Origin of the sequence: Vibrio metoecus, from assembly GCF_009665255.1 — a bacterium.
GTDB lineage: Bacteria > Pseudomonadota > Gammaproteobacteria > Enterobacterales > Vibrionaceae > Vibrio > Vibrio metoecus_B.
The window spans coordinates 862,188-882,529 of record NZ_CP035687.1; the positions used below are offsets into that span (position 1 = coordinate 862,188).

The 20,342-nt window shown below is 48.0% G+C and carries 17 protein-coding genes and 1 pseudogene; 7 read left to right on the plus strand and 11 right to left on the minus strand.

Features of this window, described 5'->3' with window-relative positions:
- Positions 1-140 precede the first annotated feature (140 nt).
- Positions 141-1,544: an HD-GYP domain-containing protein gene (locus EPB59_RS17280; RefSeq protein ID WP_154174050.1), complete on the plus strand. Its 1,404-nt coding sequence runs from the start codon at positions 141-143 to the stop codon at positions 1,542-1,544.
- Between the two features lie 89 nt (positions 1,545-1,633).
- Here EPB59_RS17280 and EPB59_RS17285 read toward each other — a convergent pair whose 3' ends face one another.
- Positions 1,634-2,770, minus strand: a complete 1,137-nt coding sequence (locus tag EPB59_RS17285; RefSeq protein WP_154174051.1) for an MFS transporter — start codon at positions 2,768-2,770, stop codon at positions 1,634-1,636.
- A 13-nt stretch (positions 2,771-2,783) separates the two neighbouring features.
- Positions 2,784-4,340 (minus strand): ABC-F family ATP-binding cassette domain-containing protein, encoded by a 1,557-nt coding sequence (locus tag EPB59_RS17290; RefSeq protein WP_154174052.1) that lies wholly within the window; start codon positions 4,338-4,340, stop codon positions 2,784-2,786.
- 465 nt (positions 4,341-4,805) lie between these two features.
- Between EPB59_RS17290 and EPB59_RS17295 the strand changes: the two genes are divergently transcribed.
- Both EPB59_RS17295 and rlmC read left to right on the plus strand, forming a co-directional pair.
- On the plus strand, positions 4,806-5,741 hold the full coding sequence (locus tag EPB59_RS17295; RefSeq protein WP_154174054.1) for a DUF808 domain-containing protein: 936 nt from the start codon (positions 4,806-4,808) through the stop codon (positions 5,739-5,741).
- A 164-nt stretch (positions 5,742-5,905) separates the two neighbouring features.
- Positions 5,906-7,033: a 23S rRNA (uracil(747)-C(5))-methyltransferase RlmC gene (gene rlmC / locus EPB59_RS17300; RefSeq protein ID WP_154174056.1), complete on the plus strand. Its 1,128-nt coding sequence runs from the start codon at positions 5,906-5,908 to the stop codon at positions 7,031-7,033.
- Positions 7,034-7,104: 71 nt separating this feature from the next.
- On the opposite strand, the gene EPB59_RS17305 is transcribed toward rlmC, so the two are convergent.
- The gene (locus EPB59_RS17305) at positions 7,105-7,614 is read right to left on the minus strand and encodes a hypothetical protein (protein ID WP_154174058.1); all 510 of its coding nucleotides are present in this window, start codon (positions 7,612-7,614) and stop codon (positions 7,105-7,107) included.
- Positions 7,611-7,961 carry a DUF805 domain-containing protein gene (locus EPB59_RS17310; protein ID WP_154174060.1) on the minus strand — a complete coding sequence of 117 codons (351 nt, stop codon included), beginning with the start codon at positions 7,959-7,961 and terminating at the stop codon, positions 7,611-7,613. Before EPB59_RS17310 ends, EPB59_RS17305 begins: the two co-directional genes overlap by 4 nt.
- Positions 7,962-8,125: 164 nt before the next feature.
- Between EPB59_RS17310 and EPB59_RS17315 the strand changes: the two genes are divergently transcribed.
- Positions 8,126-9,169, plus strand: coding sequence for a helix-turn-helix domain-containing protein (locus tag EPB59_RS17315; RefSeq protein ID WP_154174062.1), 1,044 nt, complete (start codon positions 8,126-8,128; stop codon positions 9,167-9,169).
- A gap of 63 nt (positions 9,170-9,232) precedes the next feature.
- Here the strand turns inward: EPB59_RS17315 and pyrC are convergent, their stop codons facing one another.
- Complete coding sequence (gene pyrC / locus EPB59_RS17320; RefSeq protein WP_154174064.1) at positions 9,233-10,261, minus strand: dihydroorotase; 1,029 nt, start codon at positions 10,259-10,261, stop codon at positions 9,233-9,235.
- Positions 10,262-10,501: 240 nt separating this feature from the next.
- On the opposite strand from pyrC, the gene EPB59_RS17325 reads away from it, so the two are divergent.
- Complete coding sequence (locus tag EPB59_RS17325) at positions 10,502-12,319, plus strand: hybrid-cluster NAD(P)-dependent oxidoreductase (RefSeq protein ID WP_154174066.1); 1,818 nt, start codon at positions 10,502-10,504, stop codon at positions 12,317-12,319.
- 62 nt (positions 12,320-12,381) lie between these two features.
- Here the strand turns inward: EPB59_RS17325 and mlp37 are convergent, their stop codons facing one another.
- Positions 12,382-14,256 (minus strand): methyl-accepting chemotaxis protein Mlp37, encoded by a 1,875-nt coding sequence (gene mlp37 / locus EPB59_RS17330; RefSeq protein ID WP_055064739.1) that lies wholly within the window; start codon positions 14,254-14,256, stop codon positions 12,382-12,384.
- 144 nt (positions 14,257-14,400) lie between these two features.
- Positions 14,401-15,009, minus strand: a complete 609-nt coding sequence (locus EPB59_RS17335; RefSeq protein ID WP_055031431.1) for a hypothetical protein — start codon at positions 15,007-15,009, stop codon at positions 14,401-14,403.
- A gap of 167 nt (positions 15,010-15,176) precedes the next feature.
- Here EPB59_RS17335 and EPB59_RS17340 point away from each other — a divergent pair, with 167 nt between their 5' ends.
- On the plus strand, positions 15,177-16,298 hold the full coding sequence (locus EPB59_RS17340) for a 1-acyl-sn-glycerol-3-phosphate acyltransferase (protein WP_195707136.1): 1,122 nt from the start codon (positions 15,177-15,179) through the stop codon (positions 16,296-16,298).
- Between the two features lie 67 nt (positions 16,299-16,365).
- On the opposite strand, the pseudogene EPB59_RS17345 reads toward EPB59_RS17340, so the two are convergent.
- Together EPB59_RS17345 and EPB59_RS17350 are read right to left on the minus strand one after the other, a co-directional pair.
- Positions 16,366-16,964 (minus strand): annotated as a pseudogene (locus tag EPB59_RS17345) (hypothetical protein).
- A gap of 146 nt (positions 16,965-17,110) precedes the next feature.
- Positions 17,111-17,413: a YfcZ/YiiS family protein gene (locus EPB59_RS17350; RefSeq protein WP_055027347.1), complete on the minus strand. Its 303-nt coding sequence runs from the start codon at positions 17,411-17,413 to the stop codon at positions 17,111-17,113.
- A 491-nt stretch (positions 17,414-17,904) separates the two neighbouring features.
- On the opposite strand from EPB59_RS17350, the gene EPB59_RS17355 reads away from it, so the two are divergent.
- The gene (locus EPB59_RS17355) at positions 17,905-18,366 is read left to right on the plus strand and encodes a TetR family transcriptional regulator (protein ID WP_195707137.1); all 462 of its coding nucleotides are present in this window, start codon (positions 17,905-17,907) and stop codon (positions 18,364-18,366) included.
- A 163-nt stretch (positions 18,367-18,529) separates the two neighbouring features.
- On the opposite strand, the gene EPB59_RS17360 is transcribed toward EPB59_RS17355, so the two are convergent.
- Together EPB59_RS17360 and EPB59_RS17365 are read right to left on the minus strand one after the other, a co-directional pair.
- Positions 18,530-19,309, minus strand: a complete 780-nt coding sequence (locus tag EPB59_RS17360; RefSeq protein WP_154174072.1) for a heme ABC transporter ATP-binding protein — start codon at positions 19,307-19,309, stop codon at positions 18,530-18,532.
- Positions 19,309-20,340 (minus strand): FecCD family ABC transporter permease, encoded by a 1,032-nt coding sequence (locus EPB59_RS17365; protein ID WP_154174074.1) that lies wholly within the window; start codon positions 20,338-20,340, stop codon positions 19,309-19,311. The genes EPB59_RS17360 and EPB59_RS17365 overlap by 1 nt, the downstream gene beginning before the upstream one ends.
- Between the last annotated feature and the right edge of the window lie 2 nt (positions 20,341-20,342).

Here is a 20,342-nt window from a genome sequence, read left to right on the forward strand (position 1 = left end):
GACTAGGATTATTTTATGAACTGGTAAAATATTTTATTTTTTAGCGAGATTGAACAATGTAAATCACCATGAAGCACATGGCAGAACAGGGTTGTTTTGTCTACACTCCCAACATGGAAAATGTTGAATGAACGAACCTAATGAGTGTTGCAAAGAATACATTTCCCCTCTCTGAATTAATGATTTCGCTGACCACAGCGCTCGATATGACAGAAGGACAGCCACCAGAACACTGTATTCGGTGTTGTTGGATTGGCATGCATATCGGGATGCAATTAGAACTCACAGAGTCTGACCTTCATGATCTGTTTTTTACCCTATTGTTGAAAGATGCGGGTTGTAGCAGTAATGCAGCGCGAATTTGTGAGCTGTATGCCACCGATGATCTGACGTTTAAACGGCGTTATAAAACGGTGGGAACCAGTCTTTCCAGTGTGATCAACTTTATTGTGAAAAACACTGGCTCAGAGCAAAGCTGGACGGAGCGCATTTTAACCACGATAGATATTTTGAAAAATGGCAACGACTATGCGCAAGAGCTGATTCAAACCCGTTGTACTCGTGGTGCGGATGTGGCAAGAGAGCTGAGATTTAGCGAGGCGGTGGCTCAGGGTATACATTCACTGGATGAGCATTGGAATGGTCAAGGGCGACCAGCACAGTTGAAAGGGGAATCTATTCCACTTTTTGCTCGCATTGCCTTATTGGCGCAAGTGTTTGATGTCTTTCAAGTTGAACATGATTTAGACGAAGCGGTGCAGGAGATCATCGCACGTAGCGGAGTGTGGTTTGATCCGCACTTGGTCGAGATTGTCGAACAGTTGGTAGATAACCCACGCTTTGTGGCGGGTCTTCAGTCTCCAGATATCAGCTTGCGGGTGATGAACCTGCCTCCGGCTCAAGCGCATTTACCTTTGGATGATGAGTATTTGGAATGCATAGTGACGGCATTTGGGAAAATCGTCGATGCCAAAAGTCCGTATACGGCTGGGCATAGTGAGCGAGTCGCGGTTTACACAGATTTAATCGCACGGCAACTGGCCATCTCTGACTCCGATCGAGCTTGGTTGCGACGCGCAGCATTGTTGCACGACATTGGTAAGTTAGGGGTAAGTAACGCGATTTTAGATAAACCAGGTAAGTTAAATGATGTGGAATGGCAAGCGGTGCAAGCTCATGCCGCATTCACCGAACAAATTTTGCAGAAGCTGTCACCTTTCAAAACCCTAGCGCGGATGGCGGGCGCACATCATGAAAAACTCGATGGTACGGGCTATCCGCGAGGGATAAAAGGCGATGAAATTAGCGTGATGACCCGAGTGATAACGACGGCGGATATTTTTGATGCGCTCAGTGCGGAGCGGCCTTACCGCGCAGCGATGCCGACAGAAAAAGCACTGGCCATCATGGAGGAGAATCTTTATACCGCGATCGATCCGGAATGTTTTTCTGCGTTGAAATTAGCACTTAATCAATTACCCGTGGAATACACTCAGCAGTTAGACGCTCCGGCGGTTTCCATGACAGAAATCGATAGCAACTAGCCCTATTGATTAACCACATGTTGTGAAATAAACAATGCCGCGGAGTAAACCGCGGCATTGTGCAGAGTGATGGAGATAAACGACAGGATTTAACGCCGAACCGGACGCAATACCACAATCGCAGAACCAAACAGTAAAATGGCGAGGAGTGCCATTGCCCAATTACCCATACTGTAAGCCAGTCCGGCGGTGGCAGACCACACAGCCACACCGATATGCATCATAGTCATTGCCCATGAAAGTAGTCGCCCACGATGTTGGGACGACAAACCTGAGAGATAACTTTGCAGTGCGGGTGAGCCTATACCTCCGGCGAGTGCCCAAAAAAACAGCGGCAGCATCAGTAAAGTAAGCTGCTGCGCAGGATAAAGGTAAAATCCGACACTGCTCACCAGACAAACTACCAAAGCTAGTCGCATGATTTGTCTTCCGCTTTCAAAACGATGAGCAAGGCGAGGGAGCAATACATTGCCCAACACGCTGATGAATCCCAGTACGGCATAGAGACTGCCGACTGACCAGATCGGCATGCCTTGTGTGTCGTGCAGATGTTGTCCTATTAAGTTGAATAAGCCAATTCCGCCACCTAACCCCAAACACATGGCGGATAAGCCGCCTAAAGCCCCTGGGATCTTCCAGAGTTTGGCTGATTCAACCTCATCGTGATGGGCGACTTTCGGTTTTTCATCATCTTGAACGCGAATGATGAGCAACCCTAACGCAACGCCCCAAGAAGCCAAACCTAAAGCAATGAACGCTGCACGCCAAGAGAGCCACTCAGCAAACAAGGCACCAAGGGCAGGGCTAGAGATCATGCCCAAAGTGAGCCCTGATTGTACGGAAGCAATGCACTTCATCATGTCTGTACTTGAGCGATCGGCCGCCATCGCGAAAGCAATGGGTAACATCCCTGCACTGGCTAATCCCGTGAGGATCCGCGTGAGGATGCCCCATTCAAAAGTTTCGACCAATCCGGTCGCAATCGAAGCTGCACCAAAAATGATCGAGGCAGGTAACATAATAGCTAAGCGCCCGAAGCGATCCGACCACCCACCCAGTAGCGGAGCGATCAACGCTAACGCGACACTGTAAACCGTGATGAATAAGGTCACTCGCTCAGGAGGGACACCTAAGTCATGGCCAATCGGTGTCAGAATCGGACCTAACATCAGTTCATCCGCCCCGACTAAGAAGGCAATCAGAAATAACATAACCTTTAAAAACATTTCTTTACCCTCGTTAGGCTTGCGTTGTTGTGGAAGCAGTTAGTGCTTGAATATCAATGGTTTTATCCAGCCAGCCGTGTATGAAATCCTCTTCGTGAGAGACCACAATTAGCGTTCCTGAATAACGGACTAACGCCTGTTTTAAGGCGCTTTTCACTGTGTTATCCAGATGTGTAGTGGGTTCATCTAAAATCAACAGATGAGTGGGTTGCAGAGTTAGTTGGCATAGTTTGACCTTGGTTTGTTCCCCACCGCTTAATGAGCTGATGGGTTGAAGCACCATTTTCCCAGATAAACCAAACTGCGCGAGATGCTGACGGATCGTTTTATCATCGGATTGATGAGCGACCGATTTCACCAGCTGCACTGGCGTGGCATCAAGATCTGACCATTTAAGCTCTTGCTCGAAGTAGCCGATTTTTAAGCCATTGGCTTGCTCGATGTTGCCACTGAGCGGAGGTATTTGCCCAATCAGTGTTTTCAGCAACGTGGATTTACCAATACCGTTAAATCCACGCACCGCCATTTTTTCCCCTCTGCGAATTGCAAATGAGAGGCTTGGGAGCAACGGGCGTGAGTAGCCAATGTACAGTTCAGAAGTCAGCAGCATTTCTTGGGCACGACACGGTGCACTTTTAAAAGAAAAGGCCACGGATTTTTGTTTTTCAGGAGCCGCTAAGCGCTCAATGCGCGCTAACTGTTTTTTGCGGCCATTGGCAATGCTGGCATTTACGCCCGCGCCATTTTTGGCAATAAACTTTTCCAGCTTTTCAATCTGCTTACTCTGCGCCTGATATTGTTTGGTATAAGCCTCTTGATCGCGGCTTTTCTGCGTTAGGGCTTTATCGATATTGCCTTTGTATTTGTAGAACTGCTGATGATCAATATCGCAGGTTGTGGTCGCAATACGATTGAGAAAAGCACGGTCGTGAGAGATCACCATGAATGCCCCTTGGAATACGTTCAAATAGTCCGCCAGCCAATCAATGTGTACGGTATCGAGATAGTTGGTGGGTTCATCCAGTAGCAACACATCGGGCGATTGCAACAGCAAAGCCGCCAAAATCACCTTGTGCCTTTGGCCTCCACTTAGGTACTTAAGTTGCGTGTTTAAACCCAATTGGACAATTCCCAAACCTTGCGCGACATGTTCAATCTGCGTATCCAATGTGTAGAAAGCATGGCTTTCTAACTTGGTTTGGATCTCTGCCGCCCGCTGCAAAGCATGCGAATTAACGCATTGTTCAGGGTCGGCGTAGATGGACATCATCTCCGCCTCAAGCTCATACAGTGCTTTGAAGGTGGATTGCAGATGTTCACGAATCGTGAGTTGCTCATTCATTTGGGCGTGTTGATCCAGATAGCCGATCTGGACATGGCGCTGCCACTCAATCTGCCCGCGATCGGGCAGCAGTTCCGCTTGCAGCAATTTGAACAGGGTACTTTTTCCCACCCCGTTATGGCCAATCACGCCGATGTGTTCGCCCGCGTGCAAAGTAAAGTGGGCATTATGATAGAGAACCTTGTCACCCACTTGGTGAGAGAGGTTTTGGATTGTCAGTAAACTCATTGCATTACATCCATAAAAAACGAGGGCGGTTGATTGGCCGGCCCTCGTCTCAAGAAGTTGAAACTTCAAGTCTGACGTTAATGCACGCCAGAAATGAAAAGCCGACGATGAAGCATCATCGTCGGCCAGTCTTCTGCAATCCTTCAGCTACAAAGTTACGCCTCTTGCTAAAAGCAAAAGGTGAGTCTTATCGCTGATGAAGATTTAAAAGATTAAGCTCCGAGCAACACTTCATCGTGTTAATGCGCGGAGTTCAGCCTTCTAACAAAACTCTTGAAAAGGATGTAAAGCATTGCAGAAAAGTTCCTAAATTATTGCTGGGCGGGAATTTACTCTTTTCTCGAATGGGGGTCAACCAAAGGCACTTTTTAATCGTTTCGTTGAAGTCATCACAGCATTTCCCTTGCTAGGGTGATTGGTGTTACATTTTGTCACGATTTCAACCATGAATAAGAGAGATGATGTATGGCAGGCGCAAGCTTATTGACCCTACTCGATGATATTGCGACGGTACTGGATGATGTGGCTGTGATGTCGAAAATGGCCGCAAAAAAGACGGCGGGTGTGCTGGGGGATGACTTAGCGCTCAATGCGCAACAAGTCTCTGGCGTGGCAGCTGAACGTGAAATTCCAGTGGTCTGGGCAGTCGCCAAAGGTTCGTTTCGTAATAAGCTGATTTTGGTTCCGGCAGCACTTATCATAAGTTCCATCGCTCCTTGGTTGATCATGCCTTTGCTGCTACTCGGTGGTTTATTCCTCTGTTTTGAAGGTGCAGAGAAGATCCTCGAAAAATGGCTGCATCCAGTCCCCAAGCAGGATACCGAACAACGCGCTGCCGCTATGATGACTGAGGGTTTAGAAACAGAAAGCTTGGCGACAGAAAGTGTGGCTGAGTACGAAAAGCGTAAAATTGGTGGTGCGATCCGCACCGATTTTATTCTGTCGGCAGAAATCATTGTGATCGCTCTCGGTACCGTGCTGGGGCAATCCATGCTCACGCAAATTCTGGTGGTCAGTTTGATTGCGGTCATCATGACGATCGGTGTGTATGGTTTGGTGGCAGGCATAGTGAAGTTGGATGATTTAGGTTTTTACCTGCAACGCCAATCCAAAGGCCAAGGACTCAAAGCCAGTTTGGGTGGTGTGTTAGTGCGTTTTGCGCCCAAGTTGATGAAAGGGCTGACGGTAGTCGGAACCGCGGCGATGTTTTTAGTCGGCGGCGGGATCGTGGTGCATAACGTGCCCACAGTGCATCATGCTCTTGAACCGATTCTGAACACGGTTGAAGCATGGCCAGCGGTGGGGGCGCTTATGCCGACCCTCATTAATGGTGTGATTGGGGTGGCGGCTGGTAGCCTCTTAGTGGCTGTGATGGAAGTGTGGCATAAACTTCGCGGTTAATTCTCCCGCTTAGCTGTCGCTCCAAGTCGTTTGGAGAATCTCCTGCTTATCGGCAGCGACAGCTGTGTTGGCGACAACATGAAGTAGGGTATCCGTAAAATTCTCGTTGTTATTTTCGGGAAGGCAAATAAACTAACGGCTTTTGTTTTTCGGCGGTCGATATTATGCAGTGTGAGTTCTTTATTCAAAAACGGTGTACCTCTTGCCACCAGTGTGCGCAGCCGTATTCCCAGCAAGTTGAGAATAAAGATCAGCAGTTGCGTGAGTTGATTGCGCCAGCCATGGATGTGCAGTGGTTACCTCCTGTCACCAGTGCTGATACCGCGTTTCGCAATAAAGCTAAAATGGTGGTGCTCGGTGCGGCTCACGCGCCGATTTTAGGCATTGAAGATGCGCAAGGTCAGCCTTTGTCGCTGGTGACTTGTCCGCTTTATCCTCAGCCGATGCAAGAGCTGCTCGCTTATCTGGAAAATTGGATCCGCATCGCGGGTATTCCGCCCTATAACAAGCTGAAGAAAAAAGGTGAACTGAAGTTTATTCTGCTCACCCGCAGTGAAAACAGCGGCCAATTTATGCTGCGTTTTGTGGCGCGCAGCCATGCTGTACTTGAGCGAATTGAACGCAATTTGCCGACATTGATCACGGCTTTCCCGATGATCGAAGTCATTTCGGTCAATATCCAGCCGGTGCATATGGCGCGTTTAGAAGGTGAAGAGGAAATTTTCCTCACCGAAACGCAAAGCCTGCTTGAACAGTTCAACGATGTGCCTATGGTGATCCGCCCGAAAAGCTTTTTCCAAACTAATCCCCAAGTGGCTGAGCAGCTATACGCGACCGCGCGTGCTTGGGTGCGCGAGATTGCGCCAACGCAAATGTGGGATCTGTTTTGTGGCGTTGGTGGCTTTGCGCTGCATTGCGCCGCGCCAGACACTGCTGTAACGGGCATTGAAATTGAACCAGAAGCGATTGCCAGCGCGCAACGTTCGGCGCAAATGATGGGGATTGATAATCTCAGCTTTGCGGCGCTCGATTCTGCCAAGTTTTCACAAAGCCAGATGAGTGCACCAGAGTTAGTGTTGGTCAATCCTCCACGCCGTGGTTTGGGGAGCGAGCTGACCGCGCAGTTGGAAGCGCTTGCGCCAAAACACATTCTTTATTCCAGCTGTAACCCGCAGACCATGGTCAAAGACATCGCTGAGCTCGCCAGTTACCAAATGATTCGCGTGCAGTGGTTTGATATGTTCCCGCATACGGATCACGCCGAAGTGCTGACCCTGTTGATCAGAAAATAGGTGCTGAATAACGGATTGAAGAATAAGGGGCGGTTTGCCCCTTATTGCATTCTTATAGGATTAAGAGTGACTTAGCTGTGATTGGCCACTTCAGCGCTGCAGATCACCTGTGGCTCAGCATCAAGCAGCCAAGAAATCCAACGCCGACGGGAATTGAGGATGAAGCCTTCATCGGCAGCAATGCTACTCACAATGTAGCCATCCACCTTTTTACGCTCTTCTTTTGTGCCAAATACCCAATCATCGCTGTGAATTTTCTGCCCTTCGAGTATCGCTTCACTCAAGCGTGGATTGGTGATCGCAATCATCAAACCTTGAGTCGAGTGAATACCAATATTGGCTTGTGAAAAGCTGCCAATCGCGACTGGCACTTCTATCGAACACTCTTGTCCTTGCGCATTTTTGGCTTGATATTTTCCTTCACCCACTCGCCCCTTTAACCAAAGAAGCTGCCCTTGGGTCATTTTCGTGATGGTCAGTAGGCCAATGGTTTGCTCGGGTAAGTTGCCATTGAGCTTAAGAGGATCCGCCGAAGCAAGATTCGCCATTGAAACCAGCAGTAAAACTAATAGAGTTCTCATGATAAAAGCGCCTTATCGGTGAAGTGAGAGGAAGAGGGCTGAACCAGTAAGTAAATTAGCCAGAAAGGGCCAATCACGGGGATCACAAATACCCATGCCCACCATCCGGAGCGTTGGGTATCATGCAAACGCCGAACTAAGATGGCGAGCATCGGGATAAAGCTGATGAGGCTGTAAAACAGATCTAACCAGCCTGGGTTGTTTGTGGCGATCTCCACGCCGATCACCGTCAATGTGACCAGTAGATGAGTGAGCATGAACCACCAAAAATCGTCTCTGGTTGTTTGCCCTGAAAAATCAAAGTATTGTTTCCACGCCTGCAAATAGGCGGTCAGTAAAGGTGTCATGTGCGTTTCTCATGTTGGGAATTGGCACAGAGAATGGTGGGGCAATCTGTGGCGAAAAACGTCCTAAAACGGGTTTGAGGACGTACTTGAACGGGTATTAGTCTAAGCTGTGGCGTAATCAGACCGTTCAATGCGGTCTCTCGTTTACTTTTTCAGGGAAAGATATGTTGATGATTCCAGTGCCCTTCGTGGTTTCGCTGATGCTGCTGTTATTGGCGGTGACGCTCTACTTGCGATTGGCTGAGCAGGCGAAAAGTGCTTGTCTGTTTTTAGTGTTGTGTGCGGCAACCACGGCTGTGGTTGGGTTACGTTGGACGGTCGATTGGCCCGCACTGCGCATGGCACAACCTATTTTAGCTTCCCTCATTCCTGTTGCTGCGTGGTGTACCTTTACTCGCACCCATGAAAAAGGCCTGTCGCGTTGTTATAAGCACTTATTTGGCCCAACTCTGGTGTTGGTGAGCTTGTTGGCTCAGCCATTTTGGTCGCTACCTCTGGATGAAACTCTGACCGCGATTTATCTGTTTTACGGGATTTCGTTGGTGCGTTATTCCTCACAAGATGCGTTACGAATCTATGTCGCGTTTAACCATTGGGAAAACGTCAAACGGGCTGAAAATATCGCAGGTTGGATGCTGCTGTTTTCTGCATTGATCGATAGCGCGATGTCTCTCGATTTCATCTACAACCAAGGGCGTTTTTCGCTGTATATTTTGACCGTTGGGCATGTGGTACTGATCCCTGTTTTGGCCTTCGCCGTGATTGTGGTTGGTGTGAGTACATCCAGCACTGATGAAGTCGCTAATTCGGAACTGGCGACCTCGCATGAAGAGAAAGAAACGCTAACCGATGAGGGGATGCCAGAAGCACGAGCACAAGAGATTGTGGCCTTGTTTGATCGGCAAATGAGGGCGAAAACTCACTACTTAGATCCTGAGCTGACCTTATCTAAGCTGTCACGCAAGTTAGGTATTCCCGCGAAACAGATTTCGGCGGCGGTTAACCAAGTGCATCAAAAGAACATTTCCAAGTTGATTAATGAATACCGAATTGATCATGCGTTGCAGGCGCTCACCAAGAGTGAAGATTCCATCACTCAGATTTTTATGAACTCGGGTTTTCAGACCAAATCGAATTTCAACCGCGAATTCTCACGAGTAACAGGGATGACGCCGAGCGATTATCGGAAACAGCATCGGCAGATCTAAAGTCGCGTAATAAAGAATGAAAAAGGAGAGGCGAACCTCTCCTTTGATGTCACTGGACTGAGCTTATTGCACAGCCCACTCGATGTTTTCACCGGCGCGGATTGGCACCACGATATCGCTGCCAAACGGCATGCTTTCCGCAACTGGCCATGCTTGCTTGGTGAGCGTGACGGTCTCTTGGTTGCGAGGCAGGCCGTAGAAGTCAGGGCCATTAAAGCTGGCAAAGGCTTCCAGATTTTCGAGCTTGCCTTCTTTTTCAAACACTTCGGCATACAGCTCAAGAGCGGCATGGGCTGTGTAAGAACCTGCGCAGCCACAAGCGGCTTCTTTGCGGCCTTTGGCGTGCGGGGCAGAGTCCGTACCTAGGAAGAATTTCTTGCTGCCTGAGGTTGCCGCTGCCACTAACGCGTGTTGGTGGGTAGCACGCTTTAGAATCGGTAAGCAGTAGAAATGTGGGCGAATACCGCCAACCAGCATGTGGTTACGGTTAAACAGCAAATGGTGAGCAGTAATGGTCGCCGCAACGTTATCGCCTGCTTTCTGAACAAAGGTCACAGCATCGGCGGTGGTGATGTGCTCAAGCACAATTTTCAGTTGCGGGAAGTCATTCACGATCGGCGCAAGCACGGTGTCTAGGAAGGTCTTTTCACGGTCAAAAATGTCGACTTCGTGCGTGGTGACTTCACCGTGTACCAGAAGCAACATGCCGACTTCCTGCATCGCTTGCAGAACAGGGTAAATGTTTTTGGCTGAAGTGACGCCTGAATCCGAGTTGGTGGTCGCACCGGCAGGGTAAAGCTTGGCTGCAACGACTTTGCCGGACGCTTTGGCTTTGCGAATTTCCTCAGGTGAAGTGTTATCGGTGAGGTAAAGTGCCATCAAAGGTTCAAAGTGCGGCTGTGGCTGAGCGGCCATAATGCGCTCACGATAGGCTAAGGCCATCTCGGTGGTGGTTACAGGGGGAACAGTATTCGGCATGATCAGTGCGCGGCCGTTATAACGGCTGATGTCGCGTACGGTATCGGCAAGTACATCGCCATCGCGAAGGTGAACGTGCCAGTCGTCTGGGCGTGTAATCGTCAGTGTTGTCATTGAGTGCTCCCACCATGAATGCATGAAATGATTGGAGCCTAAAGCGTCGCGCAAACGCTTCCGCTTAGGCGACAGGATGATAGTGGAAAGTGTAATCCATTTCACGTGTTATTTGTTTTGGTCTGTTTTGCCCTTGGTATCTGAATAGAAACCAGAACCCTGATTTGTAACAACGTGTTAGTCTGAGGTGACGATTTGTTCTATGATGTTGCGCAAATGACAACAGCAAAAGGAAGCACCATGTCGTCTGGACTCTTATCTCAAATCAATGTCTTTCCAGTGAAATCGTTAGGTGGGCTGGCGCTGTCGTCCGCTTGGGTAGAAAAGCAAGGCTTAACCTTTGATCGTCGTTTTATGTTGGCACTGTCTGACGGAAGCATGGTGACGGCGCGTAAATTTCCACAAATGGTGCTGATCAAAACCGCGCTGCGTCATGACGGTGTGCTGTTTTCCGCACAAGGTCATCCCTCTCTCACCATCCGTTATGCAGATTTCAAGTTGCAACCTGTACCCGCGCAAGTTTGGGCGGATAATTTCACCGCGTACACCACCACCGATGAAGCAGACGATTGGTTTAGTAAGGTATTGGGGATTCGTGTTGAGCTCTTATACAGCGGCGAGCAATCCAATCGTGTGCGTGAAAAAGTGGGTCACAATGTCAGCTTTGCAGATGGATATCCGATGTTGGTGATCAGCCAAGCATCGTTGGATGAACTCAACCGCCGCAGCCCTGAGTTTCATTCGATGGATCAATTTCGTACCAATTTAGTCGTTTCTGGGACAGAGCCCTTTACCGAAGACAGTTGGAAGCGTATCCGTATCGGTGAGGTGGAGTTTGAAGCCGTCAAACCTTGTGAGCGCTGTATTTTAACCACGGTTGAAGTGAAGAAAGGGGCGTTTAGGCCAACCAAAGAGCCGCTGCGTACTCTCTCTCAATTTCGTGCTAATGAGCGTGGTGGTGTGTTTTTCGGGCAAAACTTGATTGCCAAGAATGAAGGAATGATTCGAGCGGGCGATCCGATTGAAGTGTTGGAATACAAAGAGAAAGAAGTTTACCCAGACCAAGGTATCAGCCACTTCACACTGACTTGTGTTGAGCGCGAAGAAATTGCCCGCGATTTTGTGACTTTCTGGCTAGAGCCAGCCAAAGGCATCGCACCTCAGTATCTGCCGGGGCAACATCTGCCGATTGAAATGGTGATTGATGGTGAGTCTGTACAGCGTTATTACACGCTTTCCTCTAGCCCATCGCGTCCGGGACGTTTGGCGATTTCGGTGAAACGCATTGATGGCGGGCGAGTTTCTAATTGGTTACAAGAGAGTTTGCAGATTGGCACGACCTTGACCGCGCAGCATCCGGCGGGTCATTTCCATCTGGATACTACAGCGCCACAGCCTTTGCTGCTGCTTTCGGCTGGCAGTGGTGTTACGCCAATGCTATCCATGCTGCGTTATCTGGCTGACCATAACCAAGTGGATGATGTGGTGTTTTATCATCAATGCCGAAGTGAGCAGGATATACCTTGCCGAGCGGAGCTGGATGCCTTGGCAAAACAACATACTGGGCTGACGCTCATCTATGCATTAACCCAACCCTCGGCTGAGTGGCAAGGTGAGCATGGTCGTTTAGCCTTGTCGCACATTAAGCACATTCCGGATCTTCCTGCTCGCCAAGTGTTTGTGTGTGGCCCTGATGGCTTTATGCAAAAAGCTAAGAATTTGCTGCTCAAACAAGGGGTAGCCGAATCGGCTTATCATCAGGAAGCTTTCGGTGCGGTGCACGTAGCGCCGCGAGAGAAGAAAGATGTGAAACTCAGTTTCAATGGTATTCAAGTCTCTGCGGATAATCAGAAAACCTTGCTAGAGCACGCCGAAGACGCGGGGGTGAAAATACCCAATAGCTGCCGTGCGGGCATTTGTGGTGCGTGTAAAGTGAAAGTAAAGTCAGGTTTAGTGGAGCAGCCTAAAGTTCCTGCTTTGATGGATCATGAACGCTCGATGGGCATGGCTTTGGCTTGCTGCTCGGTCGCTGACACGGATCTGGATGTCGAGTTTTAGCCGTTCAGATTTGAAGTGATAAAAAAACCTCCCGTTGGGAGGTTTTTGCATTTTGGTGAAGGTTACACTTTGAATTTATTCAAGATTGCATCCTGTTCGCGGATATTTTCCGTTTGGATCTGCATCGACATGTTCGCTTCATCAGCAGATTCAGCAACTTGATCCGACAGGTCTTTGATCTTGACAGTGTTGTTGTTGATCTCTTCTGCAACTAAGCTTTGTTCTTCCGCAGCGGAGGCGATTTGAATGTTCATATCGCTGATCTGCTGAATCGCAAGGCGGATTTTTTCTAACGCTTCATTTGCGCCTTGCGCTTGGTTGACCGCACTCGTCGCCGTATCTTTACTGTGGCTCATGGCAACCGCAACCGCATTGGCTCCAGATTGCAGTTTCTCAATCATGTTACGAATTTCAGTCGTGGATTGTTGAGTACGCTGTGCCAGAGTACGAACTTCATCGGCGACTACCGCAAAGCCGCGGCCAGATTCACCGGCTCGCGCCGCTTCAATCGCTGCGTTGAGCGCCAGTAAGTTGGTTTGATCTGCGATGTCGTTAATCACTTTCAGCACGGTTTCAATGTTTGCGGTCGCGCTTTCCAGCACTTTCACATCGTCCACGGCAGCATCGATGGTGGCTGAAAGGGTATCGATCGCTTTGGTGGTTTTGGTCACCACGTCGGTTCCCGATGCCGCGGCTTCATCGGCTTCTTTTGCCGCAGAGGCAGCGCCTTGCGCATTATTGGCTACATCTGATGACGTAGTGGCCATTTCATGCATTGCAGTGGCAAGTTGTTCCAACTCATGAAGCTGAGAACGCATCGCTTCTGCCGATTGTTGTAGCGTCATTGATGTGGATTCTGAACCGCGTAAGATCTCGGCACCAATCGCTTTTGATTGGATCAACTGCTTCTGTAGCGTTTCAGTAAAGGTATTAAAACCAATCGCCAGTTTGGCGAACTCTTCATCGGTATTGGTGCTCAAACGCTGTGTTAAGTCACCTTCACCAGAAGCCACGTTTTGAATCGCGTCGTTAAGAGTATCGAGAGGTTTCATTAGTACACGAACGATAAACAGTAGAACAAACACGCTGATCACTAGGGCTATCACAGTGAAAATGAGCGTACTTCTTTGTAGTTCATCTAACGCGGCGTAAGCAATCTCTTCATCAATCACCACACCGACATACCAATCTTCGCCCTCTACATCGGAGAAGCTGACCGCATAGGGTTTACCATTGATGATGACTTGATGGGTATCAACATTGATTTTGCTTTCACCCAAAAATTCTGACATGGGTTTGCCATTGAACTCTTTTTTCGGGTGAGCGATGGTGGTGCCATCTTTGGACACAATAAAGACATAACCCGCATCAAACAGTTTTACTTCGTTAACCAGTTCAGCGAGTTCAGCCAAGCTGACATCGTAAAAGATGGAACCGAGGAATTGCCCTGTTGTGCGGTCTTTGACTGGCGTTGCGACAGAAACCAGAATTTCGCCGCTGGCGGAATCGGCGTAAGGTGCGGTAATCACTAATTTACCGGCATTTTTGGCGTCTTTATACCAAGGACGAACACGTGGATCCCAAGTCGGACCTGGGTTCCAACTAGGGTCGTTATTGATATTCGAACCATCTTTCTCTAAACCAAATCCTACTAAAAGGAAGGTGTTTTTGATCAAGGGTTGCGAGATGATCGTGCGCACACTATCGGGTTCAGGATTGCTCTCAATCAAGCTAGTGGCGTATTGAGCGATACTTTTTCTGCCATTGATGACTTCGGCGGTCGTTTTACTTACGCCATCGACAATCTCATCAACACTGTCAGAAACCATGCTGCGGATTTCATCTCGGACTTTGAAGTATTGGCTACCCGAAAGCAGCGCAACAGTAGCAAGCAGAAGTACAGACGACGCAGCAACAATTTTATGGCTGAATTTCATCGTGATTCCTTTCATAACTATGGGTTATTGTTATTAATAAATTTATAGTTATGTTTTGGCACTTCAGCCAGTTAGGGATCACACTTTTATACGGGGTTTGTGATAATGATTTGATTTATATTGATATTTTTTGCAACTGCGCACTTATAGTGTTCGTCCTAAAACTAACGTACAAAGCTGGTGATAATGCTCGGCATTGCCGGAAAATAGTTCCTCGATAATGCTGTGTGTCTGAGCGCCGGATTGGGAGCGTTTGAGCGCTTCACGCACTAGCAGTACCACATGTTGTTCTTTGCTAACAGTCGCATGCGCTTGCGGTTGCCATTCCGCGATGGCTTGGGTGAGTGGCGACATCTTCAGTTTTGGGTCACAAGTGGTCAGCTCAAGCATGAGCAATTGGGTGAGATGAGTAAACGCAGGGTGGTTGCGCTCACAACTTTGTAAGCGATGCAGTAGGGCAAGCGCAAGCTCGGAGCATTTGATTAATCCTGCGTTGTGCGGGAAGCGAGTGTTTAAACGCAGTGAAAAATCAACGCGAGTGATCTGCGTATCAGGAAAAAATGTGAGGCCACACAAGCAGTCGAAAGGAATCCAAAGCGTTTGTCCGCATTCCACGGCATACTCGTGTTTTCCGAGTCGACAGAGCAATAAACCTTGCTCAACGCGGATCAGGCTGTGTTTTAGCGTACGTTTACGTGCCGTTACCTCAAGGTAGGGATAATGGCGCGTTTCAGACTGAATAGCGTAGTTCATAAGATGCCTCGGGAATTTTAAGGGCGCTAAGATTAACGCTTATCGCATCAAAAGCCAATTCCCGTTATTTTGGGATACATTACTCTGGTCTGACCTTAGACATCCTTGCTGATAGCATGGCTAAGTATGCGTAGAATAGGCCAGCTTTTTATCTGATGTACAAACCTATGACCTCAACAACTGATCCTTATATTGATATTCGTCCTTACAATGATGACGAGATTCCGGCTGCACTCTCTCGTCTGATCAATGACCAAGAGTTTATCTCGGCGATTTTACAACATCGTTTCAAACATCATTCTGCTTTACTGCGTACCTTAATGGCACCGCTAGTGAAACTGTACCTTAAACGGAAATGGGCGAAGCTAGACAGCGTCGAAGCCATTCAGCTTGAGGTGAAAAAATACCTAGACCAAACGCTGGAGCAGACCACCAACGGGGTGAGTTACAGTGGTTTGGAGAAGTTAAGCAAAGATCAAGCTTACTTATTTATTTGTAACCACCGTGACATTGCAATGGATCCTGCTTTGGTCAATTACGGCTTATATATGGCAGGTCACCGCACTGTAAGGATTGCGATTGGCGATAACCTGTTGAAAAAGCCTTGTGCGACAGAGCTGATGCGCTTGAACAAAAGCTTTATTGTGAAACGCTCTGCAAAAGGTCCACGAGAAATGATGAAAGCTCTCGGTACTCTGTCGGCTTACATCAAGCATTCACTGGAGACAGGCCATTCCATTTGGATCGCTCAAAAAGAGGGGCGTGCCAAAGATGGTAACGACCAAACCGATCCTGCGATCTTGAAAATGTTCCACGTTGAAGGACGTCGTCAAAAAATTGAGTTTGCGGACTACATGCGCTCTTTGAAGATTGTGCCTGTATCGATCTCATATGAAAACGATCCTTGTGACATCGCAAAAGCGCGCGAGCTGTACGAGAAAGCCACGCAAGGCCGTTACGAAAAAGGTGAATTCGAAGATATTGAAAGCATCATCCAAGGCATTGTGGGTGATAAAGGCCGTGTGCATGTCGCGTTTGGTGACGTGATCGCGCAGCCTTTCGAAACCCCAGAAGCGTTAGCGCAAGAGATCGACCGGCAGATCCACCAGAACTATGTGCTGTTCCCGATCAACCGTTTAGCGGCTGGGCAAGACGATAAAGACATTACGCAAGAAGTGCGCGCTGTGTTACAGGCAAAATTGGCTCACTTGCCAGAGGCAGCGCATCAATATCTGTTGAACGCCTATGCAAACCCTGTCCGCAATCATATTGCGCCCGAAAAGGTGTGATGGTTTGACGATAAACACAAAGAGGAGCTTTTTGCTCCTCTTTTTTATGGTCAATAAACCCCACTGATTAACGGGCGACTGCGCCACCTAGCGTTAATTTTGTTGGCCATTTGCTGATTTGGTTTCCACCAAGGAAAATATTGCCGTTGACCGTCATCGTATCGGGAAACTGAGTGATTTTGGAGCCACCAATATACAAATTACCTTCAATTACCACCCCATCTGGCAGTTCGGTGAGCGGGGTGCGAATCACACTTAAATCCCCTTTCACCGTCAAACGTGGAGGCAAACTGATTAACGGAGTATCGGTAAAATTAAGGTACCCCCGACGGTTATTCCCGATGGCCAAGACTGGATTTTAGTACCAAGTAAATTGGCATAACCTTTGATTTTGGTTCCTCGAGGGATTTTTTCTAACAGACTGTTCGAAGCATCAAGACTGCCATCGATCATGATCCCTTTCGGGAGGGATTTCATAGCCGTTTTGGCGATATTGAGATTGCCTTTGATGTGAAAATTATCAGGCAGGGAAGTGTAAGGTTTGCCACGTAAATCAAGGTTGCCATAGTTATCCAAATGATTGAGCACCATGTATAGATCAAGGGCAACCGCGTGTGAGTAACCAGCAATCAGTGCAAAAGAGAGCGCGATAATACGGAATATCATTGATGACGGTTCATTCTAGATAACGAGTTTGGCAAGTATAAACAGTATCGGCGAGAGGGGGGATAAGCTTTATCCAGAATATGATTGATTTCTTGCGCGGGTAAACAAAAGCGGGCATATAGCCCGCTTCGAATTGTACTTTGCTCTTAGCGAGCTAACGCTCGGGTTTTCAGTTCAAAAATCAGCTTTTCAGCACTGACTTCAAATTTAAAACGAGCGTGTAACTCAGTGGCATCGCTCTCTGCCGGGGCAACTTCATATTCCACGTTGGCGCACACTTGTTTTGCTAGGGCAACGTACTCAGCCAGTTTTCCTTCCAGATGTGCTTTATCGGAGCCAAATAAAGAAACTTCAGCGACATCGTCACCTTCACGAATGATAAAGCCGATTTCACCTGCACAACCACAGGCTTCACATACTTCATTTTCGACACAGGTTTGGTTACTCATACCCTAATCCTCTTACTAATAATGTGGCCATTTTAGACTTCTCTCCTTGCTTATGCCACAAAAATGGTCTGTGGCTTGGGAAGAAATTTAGAGCGGAATATGTGACAAGATTTTTCATTAACAAAAGCTTTGTTGGGTCGCTCAGATACGGACTAATGTGATCTTCTCCGGTAATTTGGAGTTCCAAGTGTCGGAAAATTGTCAGAATTTCGACCAGTTCATTGTCACGCTCAATAGTTTGTTGGATTATTTGCTAACCAAAATATGATTTAGTGTGATGATCGATTTGGACAAGTGACCTTGTTCAAAAAAGTAACAAAGGCTTATGCAAAAGAGTGAATTCACTTATCGAGTGACTAGTATTGAAAGGGCAAGTCAAACAGTGATCGACTCGCTCCCTCTTTGCCTTCGCCCCGATCATTTGAAAAATAACTATTGAGTTTCCTTGCTGTAAAACAGACAAAGAATTGACGTTAGAAAAGAGCCTGACCATGCCTAAGCGTAGTAAAGAAGATACTGAAGTGACGATTCAGACGATTATGGATGCGGTTGTCGACCAGTTGCTTCGACTGGGTTATGACAAGATGTCTTACACCACACTCAGCCAGCAAACCGGAGTTTCACGAACGGGGATCAGTCATCATTTCCCTAAGAAAACCGATTTTGCTTCTGCTCTTGATGGGCGGATTTTTAAAATGTTCATGGAGTACCTCGATTTCGAGCATGATATCGGTGCATTCCGTGCCAGTTGGCTAGCCGCTATGGAGAAATCAGAGTTTGTAGCGATTTTACGCCTCTTATTTCACCATATTGTGACCGCTGAACGTGCTCATGATTTTGCCCATAAAGGGGTGAGCCGCCTGTATAAAATGACAGAAGAGAAGTTTGGTCAAGAGAGCCAGAAAGAAGTGGAATGGCTGCTTGGCCGTTCTCTGGTTAGCATGGTGAACTGAGTCAGCTCACCACTAACTCAACAGCTTATATCGATGTGAAAACCGCTAAGTATCCTACTTAGCGGCTCTATTTAGCTGGGTGCCTTACTCGAAAGCTATCTGAACGACTCTGCTGATCTCGTGTTTAAATACCTACGTGATTATGTGAGCTTTTCATTGGATATCATGCCGGATAAACCATAGGGAAATCTCGGGTAGGGTGTGCCGCAACGAGAGCTCGGTAGCCATACACACTTTCAATGCGTTCCGATGTAAGTGCTTGCCATGGCGCGGCATCACACACAATTTTTCCTTGGTGGAGCAAGATTAGTCGATCGGCATATTGCGCTGCAAGATTGAGATCATGCAATACCACGACCACCGCACAAGCTTCTTCATCGGCTAATTGGCGTGCCAGTTGGAGAGTATTGTGTTGGTGTGCCAGATCGAGTGCCGAGGTTGGTTCATCAAGCATCAAAATCCGTTGTTCTCCGGCTTGGTGAAGTTGAGTTAACACGCGAGCTAAATGCAAACGTTGTTTTTCACCGCCAGAGAGGGCTGGATAGAGACTATGGGCAAGATGCAACACCTCGGTTTTTTGCATGTAATGCCTCGCCACTTTCTCGACTTCCTTACGAGGTAAATTGAGAGGGATCGCGCCAAGTTCAACGACTTCCTGCGCGGTGAACGGAAAACTTAACGAGCTTTGTTGAGGCAAAATACCTAAGTGGGTCGCTAATTTTTCTGCAGGCCAATTCTGAGCTGGAATACCAAAATAATGCAGCGAACCCGCACCTCTCATTTCTCCACAGAGTAACTTTAGTAAGGTGCTTTTTCCTGCTCCGTTTGGGCCAAGCAATGCCGCGACTTCACCACGACGTAAAGTGATATCGACATGGTCGAGTACCGAGCGTGAACCGTAAGCCACACAAAGGTCTGAGCCTTGGATTGCAATTGTGTGCATCAGAAAATGCGCCCTTTTTGTTGAAATAACAGGTATAAAAAGAAAGGCGCGCCAACCAGTGCCGTGACGATACCAATCGGTAATTCGGCAGGAGCAACCGCCACGCGCGCGACCATGTCCGCGAGAGTTAACATCAGTGCGCCAAGCAGCGTCGATATCGGGATCAAGTTACGATGATCGGGTCCAACTAACATTCGGCCAATATGCGGTACCACTAAGCCGACAAAGCCAATCATTCCTGCTGCGCTAACCGCAATCCCGACTCCCATGGCCGATAAGATAATCATCTCTCGTTTGAGTTTTTGTACTGGCACACCAAGATGACGCGCTTCTGCTTCGCCAAGGAGTAGGGCGTTGAGTGCCATGGCTCGCCAACGAAAATAACCAAACAGAATGAATAACGTGATGCCACTGAGCACAATGCTAGATGTGCTTGCACCAGCCATGGAACCCATCGACCAAAGTGTTAAATCACGTAGCATTTGATCACTAGCTAAATAGTTGAGATAGCCAATTCCTGCACCGGCAAGAGCCGATATTGCAACCCCCGCAAGTAACATGATGGTCACTGAGGTGCCAAATTTCGAGGTACCAAGACGATAGACTAATACGGTGGTTATTGCGCCCCCGAGAAAGGCGGCGAGAGGTAACACTAAGCTATTTAACCAAGCGAACTCGAACGTCAATTCACTCAATAAAACGATAGCGAGCGCGGCACCGAGAGATGCACCTGAAGAGACACCAATAATTCCAGGTTCTGCTAACGGGTTACGAAATAACCCCTGCATTGCTGTGCCGCAGAGCGCCAGAATAGCGCCGACCAGTAAACACAGCAGTGTTCGTGGTAAACGAATATCGTGAATCACCAAATGAACGGCGCCCGCGAGCTGATCGGAACGAAAAAGTAAGCTTTGAATACTGTCGGTGATGGTGATGTTCATTGGGCCAACGGTAATGGAGTAGAGCCCGGAAAACAGCACCGCCAATAGCAGAAAACTTGTGGTGATGACAAAAGAGAATGGTCTTAACACTG